Consider the following 15,443-nt stretch of genomic DNA (forward strand, 5'->3'; position numbering starts at 1 on the left):
GCGCCGGGGTCTCAGGCCACCGGCAGGATGGCGTGCACCCGGTAGCCGCCCCCGTACCGGGGCCCGGCAAAGCAGGAACCGCCCAGGGCGCCGGCCCGCTCGCGCATGCCCAGCAGGCCGTGGCCGCCGCCCTCGCCTTCGCCCGGGTCCTCCGGCGAGGGGTCCGCGCCGCTCCCGCCGTCGTCCAGCACGGTCACCTCCACCGCGCCCCCGACCCGGACCACGCTCACCTCGGCGCGGGCGCCCGGCCCCGCGTGCTTGCGCACGTTGGTCAGCGCCTCCTGGATCACCCGGTACGCCGCCAGGTCCACGGCGGCGGGCAGCGGATCGCGCCCCCGGCCCAGTTGGACGATGACCTGCACCGGCAGCCCCGCGTGCAGGAAGGTGTCGACCAGCTCGTCCAGCACGGCCAGCCCCGGCGCGGGTTCCGTCGGCGCCTCCGGATCGCCGGACTGGCGCAGCAGCCCGACGGTCGCGCGCAGCTCGTTCAGCGCCGAGCGGCTGGCGTCCCGTACGTGGGCCAGGGCCTCCTTGGCCTGGTCCGGGCGCTTGTCCATGACGTGCGCGGCCACCCCCGCCTGCACGTTGACCAGGGCGATGTGATGGGCCACCACGTCGTGCAGGTCCCGGGCGATGCGCAGCCGCTCCTCGGCGACCCGCCGCCGGGCCTCCTCCTCCCGGGTCCGCTCGGCGCGCTCGGCCCGCTCCCGGATGGCGTCGACGAACGCCCGCCGGCTGCGCACCGCGTCCCCGGCGGCCGCGGCCATGCCGGTCCAGGCGAAGATCCCGATGTTCTCCTGCGCGTACCAGGGCAGGGGTCCGGCGAGCATGGCCACGCCGGTCAGCCCGGCCATCGTGAGCAGGCCGATCCGCCAGGTGGTGGGGCGGTCGGTGCGGGCGGCCACCGTGTACAGGGCGATCACGGTGCACATGGCGACGGGCGCCCGCGGCTCGCCGGTGGTCAGCTCCGCCAGCGACAGTGCGCAGGTCACGGCGAGGACGGTGCGCGGACGCACGCGCCGGAAGACCAGGGCCGCCGCGCCCAGCACCATCAGGAGGAGGGAGAACGGCTCGGGGGTCCGGGTGCCGAAGGTCGGCCCGTGCGGTCCGTGCGGGTCGGCGAAGGAGCCGACGACCATGGAGACGAGCGCCCCGAGCGCGAGCACGGCGTCGGTGGCGAGCGGATGGGCCCGCAGCCACTGCCGCGTGGGGGCCAGCGGCCCGAGGTGTGTCGTCACCCGGATACGGTACGACCCCGTGGCCGGGGTCAGTCCCGCCGAGGCGGCGGCAGCGGGGCGGCCGCGGGCGGGGGCCGCCGGCCCATCGGGGTGCGGGAGCGCTCGGGGCCCCACTTGGCGCGGACGACGCAGACCGCCATGACCGCGGCGATGGCGGCCAGGTGCTCCTTGCCCGCCAGATTGTCCTTGAACAGCAGCTCGCCGATCATCACCACGATCACGGCGGCCCCGGTCAGGTAGGCCCGGTACCGCCAGCACACGTAGATCGCCAGGCCCACGACCGCCGCCGACGGCCCGGTGTCGTTGACGATCCTGTCCGACACCGGCAGGCCGAAGGGGTGGTCGGCGCCGAGCGAGAGCCCGATCCGCGCGTACGTCGTCCCGGCCAGGGTGGCGACGTAGCCGATCAGCAGGGTGCGCCACCAGCCGATGCAGATCTCCGAGATGCCGAAGACGAGCAGGATCTGCGCGAGCGCCCCCCAGACCGGCAGGTCGAGCGCCGGTACGAACAGCGACAGGGGGGTCCGCAGCAGGGCCAGCCATAGCGGGTCGGCGGCTTTGACCGACCCGAGGTTCTGGACCGGCTGGAAGCCCCATGACGTGTTCTGCACGATCTGGAAGACCGAAGTCAGGCAGACCGCGCCGAGAGTCATCGGGATCGCCCGCCACTTCTCGTGGACGAGCGCGTCCCGGACGGTCCAGAACAGGGGCCCCCACTCGCGGCGGGCGAACCGCCGCAGTGAGGAAGTGGTCAACGCTTGCTCTCCAGATGTCTGCGGTGCATCCATTTCGGCAGGCCGGGTGCCTCCAGGAAGCCCTCGGCCCGGCCCGCCGCGATACCGATCCGCAGCAGGTCCGAACTCTTCTCGAAGAGCATGAACCGCGGTTCCCAGATCGGCCGGTATTTGGCGTTGGCCCGGTAGAGGGACTCGATCTGCCACCAGCGCGAGAAGAAGCTCAGCATCGAGCGCCACATCCGCAGCACCGGACCGGCACCGAGCTTCGACCCACGTTCGAAGACGGAACGGAACATCGCGAAGTTGAGTGAGACCTGTGTGACGCCGATCTCCTTGGAGCGCTCCAGGAGTTCGATGACCATGAACTCCATCAGGCCGTTCTCGGAGTCCCGGTCACGGCGCATCAGGTCGAGCGAAAGACCCTTGGGTCCCCACGGCACGAAGGACAGCACGGCCCGCAGATCGCCCTTGCCGTCGGTGCACTCCAGCATCACGCACTGGCCGTCGCCGGGATCGCCCAGTCGGCCCAGCGCCATCGAGAAGCCGCGCTCGGTCGCGCCGTCGCGCCAGTCGTCGGCCCGCTTGAGGAGTACGTCCATCTCCTCGGGCGGGATGTCGGCGTGCCGGCGGATGCGGACCGTGTAGCCGGCGCGCTTGACGCGGTTGTACGCCTGGCGGACGGTGCGCATGGCGCGGCCCTCCAGCGTGAACTCCGCGGTCTCCACGATCGCCTCGTCGCCGAGTTCCAGCGCGTCCAGGCCGTGCCGGGCGTAGATCTGCCCGGCCTCCTCGCTCGCGCCCATCACGGCCGGCACCCAGCCGTGCTCGCGGGCCTCGGCCAGCCACGGGTCGATGGCGCCGGGCCAGGCCTCGGGGTCGCCGATCGGGTCGCCGGAGGCCAGCGAGACCCCGCCGACGACGCGGTAGGTGACCGCGGCCTTGCCGGTGGGGGACCAGATGACGGACTTCTCGCGGCGCAGCGCGAAGTAGCCGAGCGAGTCGCGGTCGCCCTGCTTGGCGAGCAGCGCCCGCAGCCGGTCCTCGTCGTCCTCGGTGATCGGGTCCACGGCGCGCCGCGAGCGGAAGGCCGCGAACAGCACGGCGATCAGCAGCAGCGTCGACATGACGTTGATGAAGACGTCCACCCAGCCGGGCGTGGTGATCGTGCTGCTGATCTTCTCGTCGGGGGCGAGGGTGATCAGCCGCATCACGCCGTACCGCCAGCGGGCCAGGAAGGTGGCCTCGGCGTGGTTGGGGTCGATGTTCGAAGCCCCGACGAGCAGGGCCGCGATCAGCGAGGTGACCAGCAGGCCGATGGAGGCGACGGCGGTGGCGAGCGCCGGGTTGGAGCGGTCGCCCTTGGCGTAGAACTCCCGGCGGCCCAGCAGCAGGGCGCCGAAGAAGACGGCGGTCAGGCCGAGCGAGACCCAGTTCTGCGCGTGCTCCCGCATCTCCGGGTAGTCCGGGTTGCAGAAGGCGTACACGAACACGGCGAGCGTGATGCCGCTCAGCACCGTGTTCAGGACCCAGGCGGCGCGCTTGCGCCGGCGCATGGTGACCGCGAGCAGCAGCGAGAACAGTCCGGGGGCGAAGCCGGGCGCGAGCAGGTAGGGGGTGTAGAAGTCACCGGTGTTGTGGCTGCGCAGGTCCTGTCCGAGCGACACCCATACCGCGCTGAGGAAGTTGACGAACGTGACGGCGCGCAGGTACCAGACCGCGAACGCGGCGCCGCGCTTCGACCGGACGCTTCCCCCGCCGGTCTCCCGGCCGCCCCCCGCCTTGCCGGCGTCGCCGCCGGTCTCTTTCCTGCCGTTCGGTTCCCCGCCGGTTCCGCGGTCGGTCTTCCGGTCGGTCTCTACGCTGGTCAAACGGACCTCTCCCATGAAAAGCGATGATATGGGGCGCCGCCCGTCCATGCCGGTGGCCCCCCGGACGGAGTCCGGGGGCCCGGTCCGGGGGGCCACGGCCTGGTCAGGGTCGCGGGCCCCGACGGCTCATTCCGACGGCTCGTCCGCCGCTGCCCGCTCCGGGAGTTCCGCCGCGAGTGCGGCGGCCGCCTGGACCAGGGGAAGTGCCAGCAATGCCCCGGTTCCTTCCCCCACAGTGACGCCGTGGTCGAGCACAGGGTTGAGTGCCATCCGGTCCAGGGCCTTGGCCTGGCCCGGCTCGCCGCTGGCCTGTCCGGCCAGCCACCAGTCCGGGGCCCGGAACGCGGCCCGCTGGGCCACCAGTCCGCAGGCCGCCGAAACGATCCCGTCGAGGATGACCGGCGTACGGCGCACCGCGCACTGGAGCAGGAAGCCGGTGATCGCCGCCAGGTCGGCGCCGCCCACCGCCGCGAGCAGGGCGACCTGGTCGCCGAGTACGGGCCGGGCCCGGCGCAGCGAGTCGCGGATCGCCGCGCACTTGCGCATCCAGGCCAGGTCGTCGATCGGCACCCCGCCGCGGCCGGTCACGACGGAGGCGTCCGTCCCGCACAGGGCGGCCACCAGCGTCGCCGCGACGGTGGTCCCGCCGACGCTGAGGTCCCCGAGGACGACGAGGTCCGTACCGGAGTCGGCCTCCTCGTCGGCGATCCGCATCCCGAGCCGCAGCGCGGCCTCGGCCTCCTCGGCCGTCAGCGCGTCCTCGATGTCGGTACGTCCGCTGCCGCGCCGGACGCGGTGGCGGGTGATGTCCTCGGGGAGCAGCCCCGGGTCGCAGTCCAGTCCGGCGTCGACGATCCGTATGGTGGCGCCGAACCGCGCGGCCAGGATGGCGACGGCGCTGGTCCCGTCGAGCACGCCCCGGACCAGTTCGTGCGCGCTGCCTGCGGGCCGGGCGGAAACGCCCAGCGAGGCGAGCCCGTGGTCGGCGGCGAACAGGACGACGCGGGGGCGCTCGACCGGCTTGACCGGCACCTGCCCCTGCGCGGCGGCGAGCCACTCCGCGAGTTCGTCGAGCCGCCCCAACGCCCCGGTCGGCACGGCCAGCCGCTCACGGCGTTCCTCGGCATCACGACGGACGCCCCCGTCGGGGCGCTCGATCAGATCGGAGAAGTCGTCGAGATTCAGCGTGGTCATCTGCCAGAGCGTACAGCCGGTAAGGCCCTCCCCAAGCCCGGCCCCGGGCCTGTCCCCCCTGGCCGATCGAGCGCCCCGGCGGGGGTTAGGGGGGTGTCTGACGGGTGTCCGCGGCGTCGCGACGCCCGTCAGACACTCCCTAGTCCTTCAGGACCACCGCCTGTCCGGCCACCAGCAGCAGGACGTGCTCGCACTCGGCGGCGACGGCCGCGTTCAGCCGGCCCAGCTCGTCGCGGAAGCGCCGGCCCGACGCGGTCGCCGGGACCACTCCCGCCCCCACCTCGTTGCTCACCAGCACCACCGTGCGCCGGGTCGCGCGCACCGCCGCCACGAGCGCCGCGGTGCGCTCGGCCAGCTCCCCCCGGCCGCGTTCCGCCCAGACCGCGTCGTCCCAGGCCCCGGCCCGGTCCATCGCGTCCGTCAACCACAGCGCCAGGCAGTCGATGAGCAGCGGCGGCCCCGCGGAGTCCGCCAGCAGCGGCACCAGTTCGCAGGTCTCCACCGTCCGCCAGGCGCCCGGCCGCCGCTCCCGGTGCAGGCCGATCCGCCGGTCCCACTCCGGGTCCCCGTCGCGGGTGCCGCTCGTGGCGGCGTAGACCACCTCGGGGAAGGACTCCAGCCGCCGCTCGGCCTCGTACGACTTCCCCGAGCGGGCCCCGCCCAGCACCAGGGTCCGGCGCGGCACGTCCGGCCCCGGGTGGTAGGCGCCGACCAGCACCGTGGTCCCGTCCGGCACCGTACGGGCCCCCGCCGCCGCGCAGCGGCGCTCCGACTCGGCTCCCGGCGGGGTGTCGTGGTCCAGGTGCACGGCGATCACATCGGTGGCCGGGCCGATCGCGCCGCTCGCCCGCAGCCGCGCCAGCGCCTCCGGCCGGCCCTGCACGTCCGCGAGGACCATGTCGTACGGGCGCTGCCCGACCAGTCCGTTGGTTCCGGCCGGCGCCCCGCCGGGCGGCAGGTACAGCAGCCGGCTGCCGTCCGGGCCCGTCACCTCGTACCCGGTGCCCGGCGCGTCCATCGGCACCGCCCGCACCCGGTGCCCGGAGATCACCGACAGCTCCCGGCCGTCCGGCACCCGCCCGGCGGCCGGCAGCCCCGGCGGCAGCTCCACCGGCGGACCGTCGTGCGGGTGGGTCAGCAGGACCTGCCGTACGCCGGCCAGCGAATGCCCCGCGCGGGCGCCCGCCAGCACCGCCCCCGGGGTCAGGTCGAGCAGCAGCGCCCCGTCGACGAGTACGGACGTCGCGGCGCGGGAGCGGGTCCCGACGCAGGCCGCGCAGGCCGCGCAGGGACAGCCGGGGCGGGGGAGTCCTTCGGGTGTGCCGGTGCCGAGCAGAGTGAGTTCCACAGGATGATCCTCCCGCGTCCCCGAGAGTGGTGCGCGCCCGGTTACTCTGCGGGCAGACTTCGGGTGAGAAGCGTGGAGCAGCTGACGAGCAACGGAGGCGGACATGGCGTGGACGTGGCGGTTCGAGACGGCCGATGGCAGCGAGACGACCCCGTCGGTGGTACCGGAGGAGTTCACCACGCAGGGCGACGCCGAGTCCTGGGTCGGTGAGTACTGGAAGGACCTGCTGGAGGGCGGTGTCGAGCAGGTGAAGCTGTCCGACGACAGCGGCGTCGAGCTCTACACGATGAGCCTGCGCGCGGCCCTGGACGCCTGAGGCCCCTACGGCGAAGCCCGGACCCGCTTCGGGTCCGGGCTTTCGCACGTTCGCGCGCCGACCGGGGTCAGCCCCGGACGCCGCACAGGTGCAGCAGGGCCGCGACGCCGCGGTACGGGTCGGTCCGGCCCGCGCGCTCCTCGGCGGCCAGCAGGCGCTCCAGCTCGTCGTCCGGGGGGAGCTGCTCGCCGGCCTCGGTCCCGTCGGTGAAGACGCGTACGCCGTACCAGGCCTGGAGCGGGGCGCCGATCCCCGACAGCGTGGCCGTCAGCCCGGAGAGCCGGTCGGCCCGTACGTCCAGGCCCAGCCGGTTCGTGTAGTCGACGGTGTCGAAGGCGGCCAGCGCGGCCGGCCAGTCGCCGCTCATGCCCGGCCGCATGGCGAGCGCGTCGCCGTTGCGCACCAGCAGGGACAGCAGGCCGCCGGGGGCCAGCATCCGGGCCAGCCCGGCGAGCATGGCGTCCGGTTCGGGCACATACATCAGTACCCCGTGGCACAGCACCACGTCGAAACTGCCCGGCAGGAAGTGGGCTCCGGTCTCGCGGCCGTCGCCCTCCATCAGGCGGACGCGGTCGCGGATGCCGGCCGGTTCGCCCGCCAGCGCCTCACGGGCGACTTCGAGCATGCCCGGGTCCTGTTCGAGACCCGTCACCTTGTGCCCGGCGCGGGCCAGGCGCAGCGCTTGCGTGCCCTGGCCCATGCCCACGTCGAGGACGCGCAGCCGCTGCCCGACCGGGAAGCGGTGTGCGATCTGTTCCTCGACCTGCCGGCCCACGAGTTCCTGGCGGACGGCGTTGCGCAGTCCGCCCAGGCCCTCCAGCCACAGCCGGGCTCCCCCCGAAAAGCCTTCCCCTGACGCTCCGGGCGTCCCTCGGCTCAGGGCCGTTCCCCGCGCTTGACCTGCGGCTTCGGCAGACGAAGCCGGCGCATCTGGAGGGTGCGCATCAGGCCGTAGGCGACGGCTCCGCGGCGCCGCTCGTCCGGGAAGCGCTCGGCGAGCGCCTTGCGGAGGCGGAACACCAGGCCGATGGAGTCGAGGATGATCAGGACGATCACGCCGAGCCACAGCATCAGCGCGATGGACTGGATCGACTGCACGCGGACCATGCTGAGCACCAGGATGACCACCGCCAGCGGCAGGAACATCTCGGCCACGGAGAAGCGGGAGTCCACGAAGTCGCGGACGAACCGGCGTACGGGGCCCTTGTCGCGGGCGGGCAGATAACGCTCGTCGCCACTGGCGAGTGCCTCGCGCTGCTTCGCCATCTCTTCACGGCGGCGCTCGCGGGCTCGCTTGGCATCCTCCTTGCGATTGCCGGTCGATGCCACGACTGCCTTGCGCTGCGACTGGGCCACAGCACGCTTCGGCGTCGGGCGGCCCTTGGGGGCCTGCGGGTCACGGGGCTGCGAGAGGTCGGCGCTCACCTTGTCGGCGGCGGCGGCCTTCTCTTCCTTGGAGGAGCGGCTACCAAACACAAAACCCAAGGGTACGTGGTTGCGGGCACGGGCCCCACCCCGGCCGGGAACGATCCGGCAACGGCGGGCGTCTTCCCTGTGTCGGGTGTTCCCGCCCGTCGGGGGAGCACCTACTCCTTACGCCTGACAGGGACGGTGCGTAGTCGTCCTGGAGGAGGAGCGCATCCGTCCTCGAACAGTGCGGTAATAGAGACAGGGCCCGTACTGTGGGTTCTGTTGGTGACCTGGAGCGAAGTCCGTCAGAAGGGGGCGCGCGAAGCCCATGAGCGGTGTCATGAAGCGTATGGGGATGATCTTCCGCGCGAAGGCGAACAAGGCCCTCGACCGGGCCGAGGACCCGCGCGAGACCCTTGACTACTCGTACCAGAAGCAGCTGGAGCTGCTTCAGAAGGTGCGCCGGGGCGTCGCCGATGTGGCGACCTCCCGCAAGCGCCTGGAGCTGCAGCTGAACCAGCTCCAGGGTCAGTCCTCCAAGCTGGAGGACCAGGGCCGCAAGGCCCTCGCCCTGGGACGCGAGGACCTGGCCCGCGAGGCCCTGTCCCGCCGCGCCTCGCTCCAGCAGCAGGTCAGCGACCTGGAGGTGCAGCACCAGACGCTGCAGGGCGAGGAGGAGAAGCTCACCCTCGCCGCGCAGCGCCTGCAGGCCAAGGTGGACGCCTTCCGTACGAAGAAGGAGACCATCAAGGCCACCTACACCGCGGCCCAGGCCCAGACGCGGATCGCGGAGTCCTTCTCGGGCATCTCCGAGGAGATGAGCGACGTCGGCCTGGCCATCCAGCGGGCCGAGGACAAGACCGCGCAGCTGCAGGCCCGCGCCGGCGCGATCGACGAGCTGCTGGCCTCCGGCGCGCTCGACGACCAGAGCGGCCTCGGCTCCAAGGACGACATCCAGGCCGAGCTCGACCGCCTCTCCGGCGGTACGGACGTGGAGCTCGAACTCCAGCGCATGAAGGCCGAGCTCGCGGGCGGCCCTTCCGCCCAGCAGCAGGCCATCGAGGGCGGCGCGCCCGGCACCGCCCAGCCGTCGCAGAGCCAGCACCGGTTCGACAAGCAGTAGGACGGGGCCCGTCATGATTGTCCGCATCATGGGGGAAGGTCAGGTGGAGTTGGCCGACGGCCACTTCGCCGAGCTCAACAAGCTGGACGACGAACTGCTCGCGGAGATGGAGAGCGGTGACGAGGAGGGCTTCCGGCGCACGCTGGGCGAGCTGCTCGAAGCGGTACGGCGGCTCGGCGAGCCCCTGCCCGACGAGGCGCTGGAGCCGTCCGAGCTGATCCTGCCCGGGCCCGACGCCTCGCTCGACGAGGTCAGGGAGATGCTCAGCGGCGACGGCCTGATCCCGGGCTGAGCCGCCGCTCGCCAAGACCGGCCGGAGCGCCTGCCCGGCCGGTCTCTGCGCGGTCCTGCGCTGCGGTCAGCTCCCCGCGGTCAGCTCCCGGGGGGCTTCTCGCCGGTGACGGGCGCGCGCTCCGGGTCGGGGGTCCCGCCGATGAAGTTCTCGAACTTCCGGCGCGGCGTCGCCCAGCGGCGGTCGTGGTGGAAGGCCCGCAGCCCGGCCCTGGCGCGGGCCCGCGGGCGGTTCGCGTAGAACCGCTTCGCGTACGGGGAACCGGGTCTGGCCAGGCGGACCGCGCCGATCAGCGCCACGAACGGCACGACCGTGCCGAAGAAGGCCGTGCGCGCCTTGCCCTTCCACAGCGCGATCAGGGCCAGGAAGAAATTGGTCGCGGTGTTTATGACGACGAGCCCGCGGCTGTGCCGCTCCTCGGCGCTCAGGTCGTTGACCCCGAAGGGCAGGAAGCCGCCCAGCACCAGCGCGACCAGCGCGGCCGTCAGGACCACGATCTCCACGCTCTTGCGGCCCTGCTCGCTCCAGTAGACGTCGTCCAGGTGCAGGATCAGCGCGAACTCGTCCAGCACCAGACCGGCGCCCAGCCCGAAGACCACGGCGGAGAGCCCCGCGCCGAAACTGTGCTGACCGCTGCCGACCGCACCGAACCCGCCGATGATCACCAGGATCACGCCGGGCACCACGTGGTGGACGTGCAGACCGCCCGGGGTGACGTTCTTGAACGGCCCCTTCCCGGCCCGGATCAGGCGCGTGATCACGCGCGTGACCAGGAACGACGTCACGAATGCGAGCAAGGCGAGCAGGAGCGGCAGCTTCCCGGGCTCGACGATGTTCCGATACCACCAGTGACCCATCACACGAGCTCCCCATTTGGCACGTAATGGGTAATTTACCGCTCTGTGCGAGCAGGTAGCGTTCGCGCCGATGACTGATTCCTACGACGCTGCGCCGCCGACACCGCCCCCAGACCGCGCCTCGCTGCGCGACGGCCTGTGCTTCGCCTTCGGCACGCTCACCGTCCTGCCCGCCCGCATCACCCGCTGGGACCGCCCGGCCGCCCGTACCGGCATGGTCTGTGCGCCCGTCGCCGGGCTGGTCGTCGGGCTGCTCGCCGCCCTGCCCGGGGTGCTCCTGCTGCTCCTCGACGGCGGCCCGCTGCTCGCCGCGGCCGTCACCGTCGCCGTCCCGGCGGCCCTGACCCGGGGCCTGCACCTGGACGGCCTCGCGGACACCGCGGACGGCCTGGGCAGCGCCAAACCGGCCGACGAGGCGCTGCGCATCATGAAGCAGTCCGACATCGGGCCCTTCGGCGTGGTCACCCTGCTCTTCGCCCTGCTGATCCAGGTCGCCGCCCTGTCGAACGCGTACGCCGACGGCTGGCTCCGCGGGGCCCTCGCCACCGTGGTCGCCGCCGTCACCGCCCGGCTCGCCATGACCCTGGCCTCCCGCGAAGGGGTTCCGGCGGCCCGCCCCGGGGGCCTGGGCGCGGCGGTCGCAGGCGTGGTCCCGCGCCGGGCCGCCGCCGCGGTCGCGGGGTTCGTGCTGCTCCTGGCGGCCGTCGCCGCGCTGCCGCTCGGCCCGGCGGCCGCCGGCCGGCACGCGGCCGCGGTCCTCGGGGCCCTGCTGGTCGCGGAACTGCTGCTGCGCCGGTGCGTGCGCCGCTTCGACGGGGTGACGGGGGACGTCTTCGGAGCACTGGCCGAGGTCTCGGCCACCGCCGTCCTGGTGGTCCTGGCCCTGGGGTAGCGGTGCGGGGGAGCGCGTAGGGTCGGGGCGTGGAAGAGACCCCGACGCCCCCGCCCATCAGGGTGCTGCTCGCCGACGACCAGGCGCTGCTGCGCAGCGCGTTCAAGGTGCTCGTCGACTCCGAGCCCGACATGGAAGTGGTCGGGGAGGCCTCCGACGGAGCGCAGGCCTTCGCCGCCGCACGCGAGACGCGCCCCGACGTGGTCCTCATGGACATCCGGATGCCCGGCACCGACGGGCTCGCCGCCACCCGGCTGATCACCGCCGATCCCGAACTGGCCGACGTGCGCGTGGTGATGCTGACGACCTTCGAGGTCGACGAGTACGTCGCCTCCTCGCTGCGGGCCGGCGCCTCCGGGTTCCTCGGCAAGGGCGCCGAGCCCGAGGAACTGCTCAACGCCATCCGGGTCGCCGCCGCCGGGGAGGCCCTGCTCTCACCGGCCGCCACCAAGGGGCTCATCGCCACCTTCCTCGCCCAGGGCGGCGGCGCCGGCCCCGCCGCGCCCGCCGCGGTGCACGCCGAGCGGCTCGCCGCGCTGACCGTCCGGGAGCGCGAGGTCCTCGTACACGTGGCCGCGGGGCTCTCGAACGACGGGATCGCGGAACGGCTGGAGGTCAGCCCGCTCACCGTCAAGACGCACGTGAACCGGGCGATGGCCAAGCTCGGGGCCCGCGACCGGGCGCAATTGGTGGTCATCGCGTACGAATCGGGACTGGTCCGGCCGCGCGCCGAGTGAGGCCGCGGCGGCGGCGCGGGCGCGCAGTACGGCGGCGTACTGCGGACGCGGTATGCCGCACATAAGGACGGGACCTGGGAGCGACGTGGCGGCCGCGGGGGTGCGGAAGGCTGAAGTGCCCGCGCGTACGCCACTGCAGAGAGATCCCCATACCCATGTTCCGGCTGTCCCGATTCAGCCTGGCCCAGAGGGCGTTGATCGGCCTCGTGTCGCTCGTCGCGCTCCTCTTCGGCGCCATAGCCATCCCGCAGCTCAAGCAGCAGCTGCTGCCGTCCATCGAACTGCCGATGGTGTCCGTGCTCGCGCCGTACCAGGGCGCCTCGCCCGACGTGGTGGAGAAGCAGGTCGTCGAGCCGATCGAGGACACCCTCAAGGGCGTCGACGGCATCACCGGCATCACCTCCACCGCCAGTGAGGGCAACGCCCTCATCATGGCGACCTTCGACTACGGCGACAGCGGCACCAAGCAGCTCGTGGCCGACGTCCAGCAGGCCGTCAACCGGGCCCGCGTCCGGCTGCCCGCCGACGTGGACCCGCAGGTGGTGGCCGGTTCCACCGACGACATGCCGACCGTCGTCCTGGCCGTCACCTCCGACAAGGACCAGCAGGCCCTCGCCGACCAGCTCGACCGCTCCGTCGTCCCCGTCCTGGAGGACATCGCGGGCGTCGGCCAGGTCAGCGTCAACGGCGTGCAGGACCTCCAGGTCACCGTCACCCCGGACGAGGCCGGGCTCGCGGCCGCGGGCCTGGACGGCGCCTCGCTCGCCCAGGGCCTCCAGGCGGGCGGCGCCACCGTCCCCGCCGGCTCCTTCGACGAGGCGGGCAAGAACCGCACCGTGCGCGTCGGTTCCGGCTTCACCTCGCTCGCCCAGCTGGAGGACCTGCGGCTGAGCCCCGGCCCCGGCAAGCCCGCCGTCCGCCTCGGTGACGTGGCCGCGGTCAAGCAGGAGCCCGCGAAGGCCGACTCGATCACCCGTACCAACGGCAAGCCCAGCCTCTCCCTGGTCCTCACCATGGACAAGGACGGCAGCGCCGTGGCGATCTCGGACGCCGTCAAGGACAAGCTGCCCGGACTGCGTTCCACACTCGGCTCCGGCGCCGAGCTGACCGTGGTCAGCGACCAGGGCCCGGCCGTCGCCAAGTCCATCTCCAGCCTGACCACCGAGGGCATGCTCGGCCTGCTCTTCGCGGTGATCGTGATCCTGGTCTTCCTGGGCTCGGTGCGCTCGACCCTGGTCACCGCGGTCTCCATCCCGCTGTCCGTCGTCCTCGCGCTGATCGTGCTGTGGACCCGCGACCTGTCGCTGAACATGCTGACGCTCGGCGCGCTCACCATCGCCGTCGGCCGGGTCGTCGACGACTCGATCGTGGTCCTGGAGAACATCAAGCGGCACCTCGGCTACGGCGAGGAGCGCGAGGCCGCCATCATCACCGCGGTCAAGGAGGTCGCGGGCGCGGTCACCTCCTCCACGCTCACCACCGTCGCGGTCTTCCTGCCCATCGGGCTCGTCGGCGGCATGGTCGGCGAGCTCTTCTCGCCCTTCTCGATCACCGTCACGGCGGCCCTGCTGGCCTCGCTGATCGTCTCCCTGACGGTCGTGCCGGTGCTCTCGTACTGGTTCCTGCGCACGCCGCGGGGCGCTGCGGCCGATCCCGGCAGGGCCCGGCGCGAGGCCGAGGAGAAGGAGGCCCGCAGCAGGCTCCAGCTGGCGTACGTACGGGTCCTCGGCTTCGCCACCCGCCGCCGCCTGACCAGTGTGGGCATCGCGGTCGCCGTGCTCCTCGGCACCTTCGGGATGACTCCGCTGCTGAAGACCAACTTCTTCGACCAGGGCGAGCAGGAGGTACTGACGGTCAAGCAGCACCTGGCCCCCGGCACCTCGCTCGCGGCCTCCGACGAGGCGAGCCGCAAGGTCGAGAAGGTGCTGGCCTCCACCGAGGGCGTCAAGAGCTACCAGGTCACCGTCGGCTCCTCCGGCTTCATGGCCGCCTTCGGCGGCGGCACGGGCTCCAACCAGGCCTCGTACCAGGTCGGCCTGAAGGATTCGGGCGACGCGGAATCGGTGAAGAAGCACATCGAGGCGGAGCTGGCCAAGCTCGACGGCATCGGCGACACGACCATCGCCGCGGGCGACGGCTTCGGGAGCCAGAACCTCAGCGTGGTCGTCAAGGCCGGTGACGGCGAGGTCCTCGCCAAGGCCGCCGAGCAGGTTCGCGCCGAGGTCGCCGAGCTGAAGGACGTCACCGACGTCCAGAGCGACCTGTCCCAGTCCGTACCCCGGATCTCGGTGACCGCCACCCCCAAGGCCGCCGACGCGGGCCTCAGCCAGGCCGCGCTCGGCGCGATCGTGGCCCAGGCCGTACGGGGCAACCCGGCGGGCAAGGCCGTGCTCGACGACACCGAGCGGGACATCGTCATCAAGTCCGCGCAGCCGGCCACCACCCTGGCGCAGCTGCGGGAACTGCCCGTCGGCCCGGTGAAGCTCGGCGACATCGCCGAGGTCAAGGAGGTCCCCGGCCCCGTCGCGATGACCCGGATCGACGGAGCCCGCGCCGCGACCGTCACCGCGCGGCCGACCGGTGACAACACGGGCGCCGTCAGCGGCGCGCTCCAGACGAGGATCAAGGCGCTGGACCTGCCCGAGGGGGCCACGGCCACCATCGGCGGTGTCTCCTCGGACCAGTCCGAGGCCCAGAGCTCGCTGGGCCTGGCCATGCTCGCGGCCATCGCGATCGTGTTCATGCTGCTGGTCGCGACCTTCCGCTCGCTGGTCCAGCCGCTGATCCTGCTGGTCTCCATCCCGTTCGCGGCGACCGGCGCGCTCGGCCTGCTCATCGCCACCGGCACCCCGATGGGCGTCCCGGCGATGATCGGCATGCTGATGCTCATCGGCATCGTGGTGACCAACGCGATCGTCCTGATCGACCTGGTCAACCAGTACCGCGCCCAGGGGCTGGGCGTCGTGGAGGCGGTCATCGAGGGCGGTCGGCACCGGCTGCGCCCGATCCTGATGACGGCCCTGGCGACGATCTTCGCGCTGCTGCCCATGGCGCTGGGCGTCACGGGCGAGGGCGGCTTCATCTCGCAGCCGCTCGCGGTCGTGGTCATCGGCGGCCTGATCAGCTCCACCCTGCTGACGCTGCTCCTGGTGCCGACGCTCTACACGATGGTCGAGCTCCGCAAGGAGCGCCGCCGCGTCAAGAAGCGGGCCCGCCTCATGGTGGTCCCGTCGCAGCCGGCGGAGCAGGACCCGGTCACGGTCTGACCCACCGGCAAGGCGAAGGGGGGGGGGGGGGGGGGGGGGGGGGGGGAGGGGGGGGGTTGGGGGGGGGGGAGGGGGGGGGGGGGGGCAGGGGGGGGGGGGGGGGGGGTTGTTTTTGTTTCCCACCCCGGGCCCTGGGTTTGGCCCCCCCCCCTTCTCTCTTCTCCC

At 72.8% G+C, this 15,443-nt stretch carries 14 protein-coding genes; 6 read left to right on the forward strand and 8 right to left on the reverse strand.

The window, feature by feature from the left end; genetic code table 11:
• Positions 1 to 11: 11 nt before the first annotated feature.
• The 5 genes from ACZ7GJ_RS17645 to ACZ7GJ_RS17665 form a co-directional block, all read right to left on the reverse strand.
• Positions 12 to 1,238: a sensor histidine kinase gene (locus ACZ7GJ_RS17645; RefSeq protein ID WP_470752612.1), complete on the reverse strand. Its 1,227-nt coding sequence runs from the start codon at positions 1,236 to 1,238 to the stop codon at positions 12 to 14.
• A gap of 29 nt (positions 1,239 to 1,267) precedes the next feature.
• Positions 1,268 to 2,026, reverse strand: coding sequence for a hypothetical protein (locus ACZ7GJ_RS17650; RefSeq protein WP_470752614.1), 759 nt, complete (start codon positions 2,024 to 2,026; stop codon positions 1,268 to 1,270).
• The gene (locus ACZ7GJ_RS17655; RefSeq protein WP_470752616.1) at positions 1,990 to 3,858 is read right to left on the reverse strand and encodes a phosphatidylglycerol lysyltransferase domain-containing protein; all 1,869 of its coding nucleotides are present in this window, start codon (positions 3,856 to 3,858) and stop codon (positions 1,990 to 1,992) included. The genes ACZ7GJ_RS17650 and ACZ7GJ_RS17655 overlap by 37 nt, the downstream gene beginning before the upstream one ends.
• Before the next feature lie 111 nt (positions 3,859 to 3,969).
• The gene (cobT, locus tag ACZ7GJ_RS17660; protein ID WP_470752618.1) at positions 3,970 to 5,037 is read right to left on the reverse strand and encodes a nicotinate-nucleotide--dimethylbenzimidazole phosphoribosyltransferase; all 1,068 of its coding nucleotides are present in this window, start codon (positions 5,035 to 5,037) and stop codon (positions 3,970 to 3,972) included.
• A 139-nt stretch (positions 5,038 to 5,176) separates the two neighbouring features.
• Positions 5,177 to 6,385, reverse strand: a complete 1,209-nt coding sequence (locus ACZ7GJ_RS17665) for a bifunctional adenosylcobinamide kinase/adenosylcobinamide-phosphate guanylyltransferase (RefSeq protein ID WP_470752620.1) — start codon at positions 6,383 to 6,385, stop codon at positions 5,177 to 5,179.
• Positions 6,386 to 6,488: 103 nt separating this feature from the next.
• On the opposite strand from ACZ7GJ_RS17665, the gene ACZ7GJ_RS17670 reads away from it, so the two are divergent.
• The gene (locus ACZ7GJ_RS17670) at positions 6,489 to 6,701 is read left to right on the forward strand and encodes a hypothetical protein (RefSeq protein ID WP_470752623.1); all 213 of its coding nucleotides are present in this window, start codon (positions 6,489 to 6,491) and stop codon (positions 6,699 to 6,701) included.
• 67 nt (positions 6,702 to 6,768) lie between these two features.
• On the opposite strand, the gene ACZ7GJ_RS17675 is transcribed toward ACZ7GJ_RS17670, so the two are convergent.
• Positions 6,769 to 7,476: a class I SAM-dependent methyltransferase gene (locus ACZ7GJ_RS17675; protein ID WP_470752624.1), complete on the reverse strand. Its 708-nt coding sequence runs from the start codon at positions 7,474 to 7,476 to the stop codon at positions 6,769 to 6,771.
• A 101-nt stretch (positions 7,477 to 7,577) separates the two neighbouring features.
• Positions 7,578 to 8,186, reverse strand: coding sequence for a DUF3043 domain-containing protein (locus tag ACZ7GJ_RS17680; protein WP_470752627.1), 609 nt, complete (start codon positions 8,184 to 8,186; stop codon positions 7,578 to 7,580).
• Between the two features lie 253 nt (positions 8,187 to 8,439).
• Here ACZ7GJ_RS17680 and ACZ7GJ_RS17685 point away from each other — a divergent pair, with 253 nt between their 5' ends.
• Both ACZ7GJ_RS17685 and pspAA read left to right on the forward strand, forming a co-directional pair.
• On the forward strand, positions 8,440 to 9,234 hold the full coding sequence (locus ACZ7GJ_RS17685) for a PspA/IM30 family protein (protein ID WP_365917288.1): 795 nt from the start codon (positions 8,440 to 8,442) through the stop codon (positions 9,232 to 9,234).
• Positions 9,235 to 9,247: 13 nt separating this feature from the next.
• Positions 9,248 to 9,526, forward strand: coding sequence for a PspA-associated protein PspAA (gene pspAA, locus ACZ7GJ_RS17690; RefSeq protein WP_470752630.1), 279 nt, complete (start codon positions 9,248 to 9,250; stop codon positions 9,524 to 9,526).
• Between the two features lie 80 nt (positions 9,527 to 9,606).
• Here pspAA and ACZ7GJ_RS17695 read toward each other — a convergent pair whose 3' ends face one another.
• Complete coding sequence (locus ACZ7GJ_RS17695; RefSeq protein ID WP_470752632.1) at positions 9,607 to 10,383, reverse strand: hypothetical protein; 777 nt, start codon at positions 10,381 to 10,383, stop codon at positions 9,607 to 9,609.
• 70 nt (positions 10,384 to 10,453) lie between these two features.
• Here ACZ7GJ_RS17695 and ACZ7GJ_RS17700 point away from each other — a divergent pair, with 70 nt between their 5' ends.
• The 3 genes from ACZ7GJ_RS17700 (at position 10,454) to ACZ7GJ_RS17710 (ending at position 15,278) form a co-directional block, all read left to right on the forward strand.
• Positions 10,454 to 11,275, forward strand: coding sequence for an adenosylcobinamide-GDP ribazoletransferase (locus ACZ7GJ_RS17700; RefSeq protein ID WP_470752634.1), 822 nt, complete (start codon positions 10,454 to 10,456; stop codon positions 11,273 to 11,275).
• Positions 11,276 to 11,304: 29 nt separating this feature from the next.
• Positions 11,305 to 12,012 (forward strand): response regulator, encoded by a 708-nt coding sequence (locus tag ACZ7GJ_RS17705; protein WP_470752636.1) that lies wholly within the window; start codon positions 11,305 to 11,307, stop codon positions 12,010 to 12,012.
• Positions 12,013 to 12,167: 155 nt separating this feature from the next.
• A complete protein-coding gene (locus ACZ7GJ_RS17710; RefSeq protein ID WP_470752638.1) occupies positions 12,168 to 15,278 on the forward strand; it encodes an efflux RND transporter permease subunit in 3,111 nt (1,036 codons plus the stop codon).
• Positions 15,279 to 15,443 lie beyond the last annotated feature (165 nt).

This window comes from Streptomyces sp. NPDC037242 (assembly GCF_055604165.1).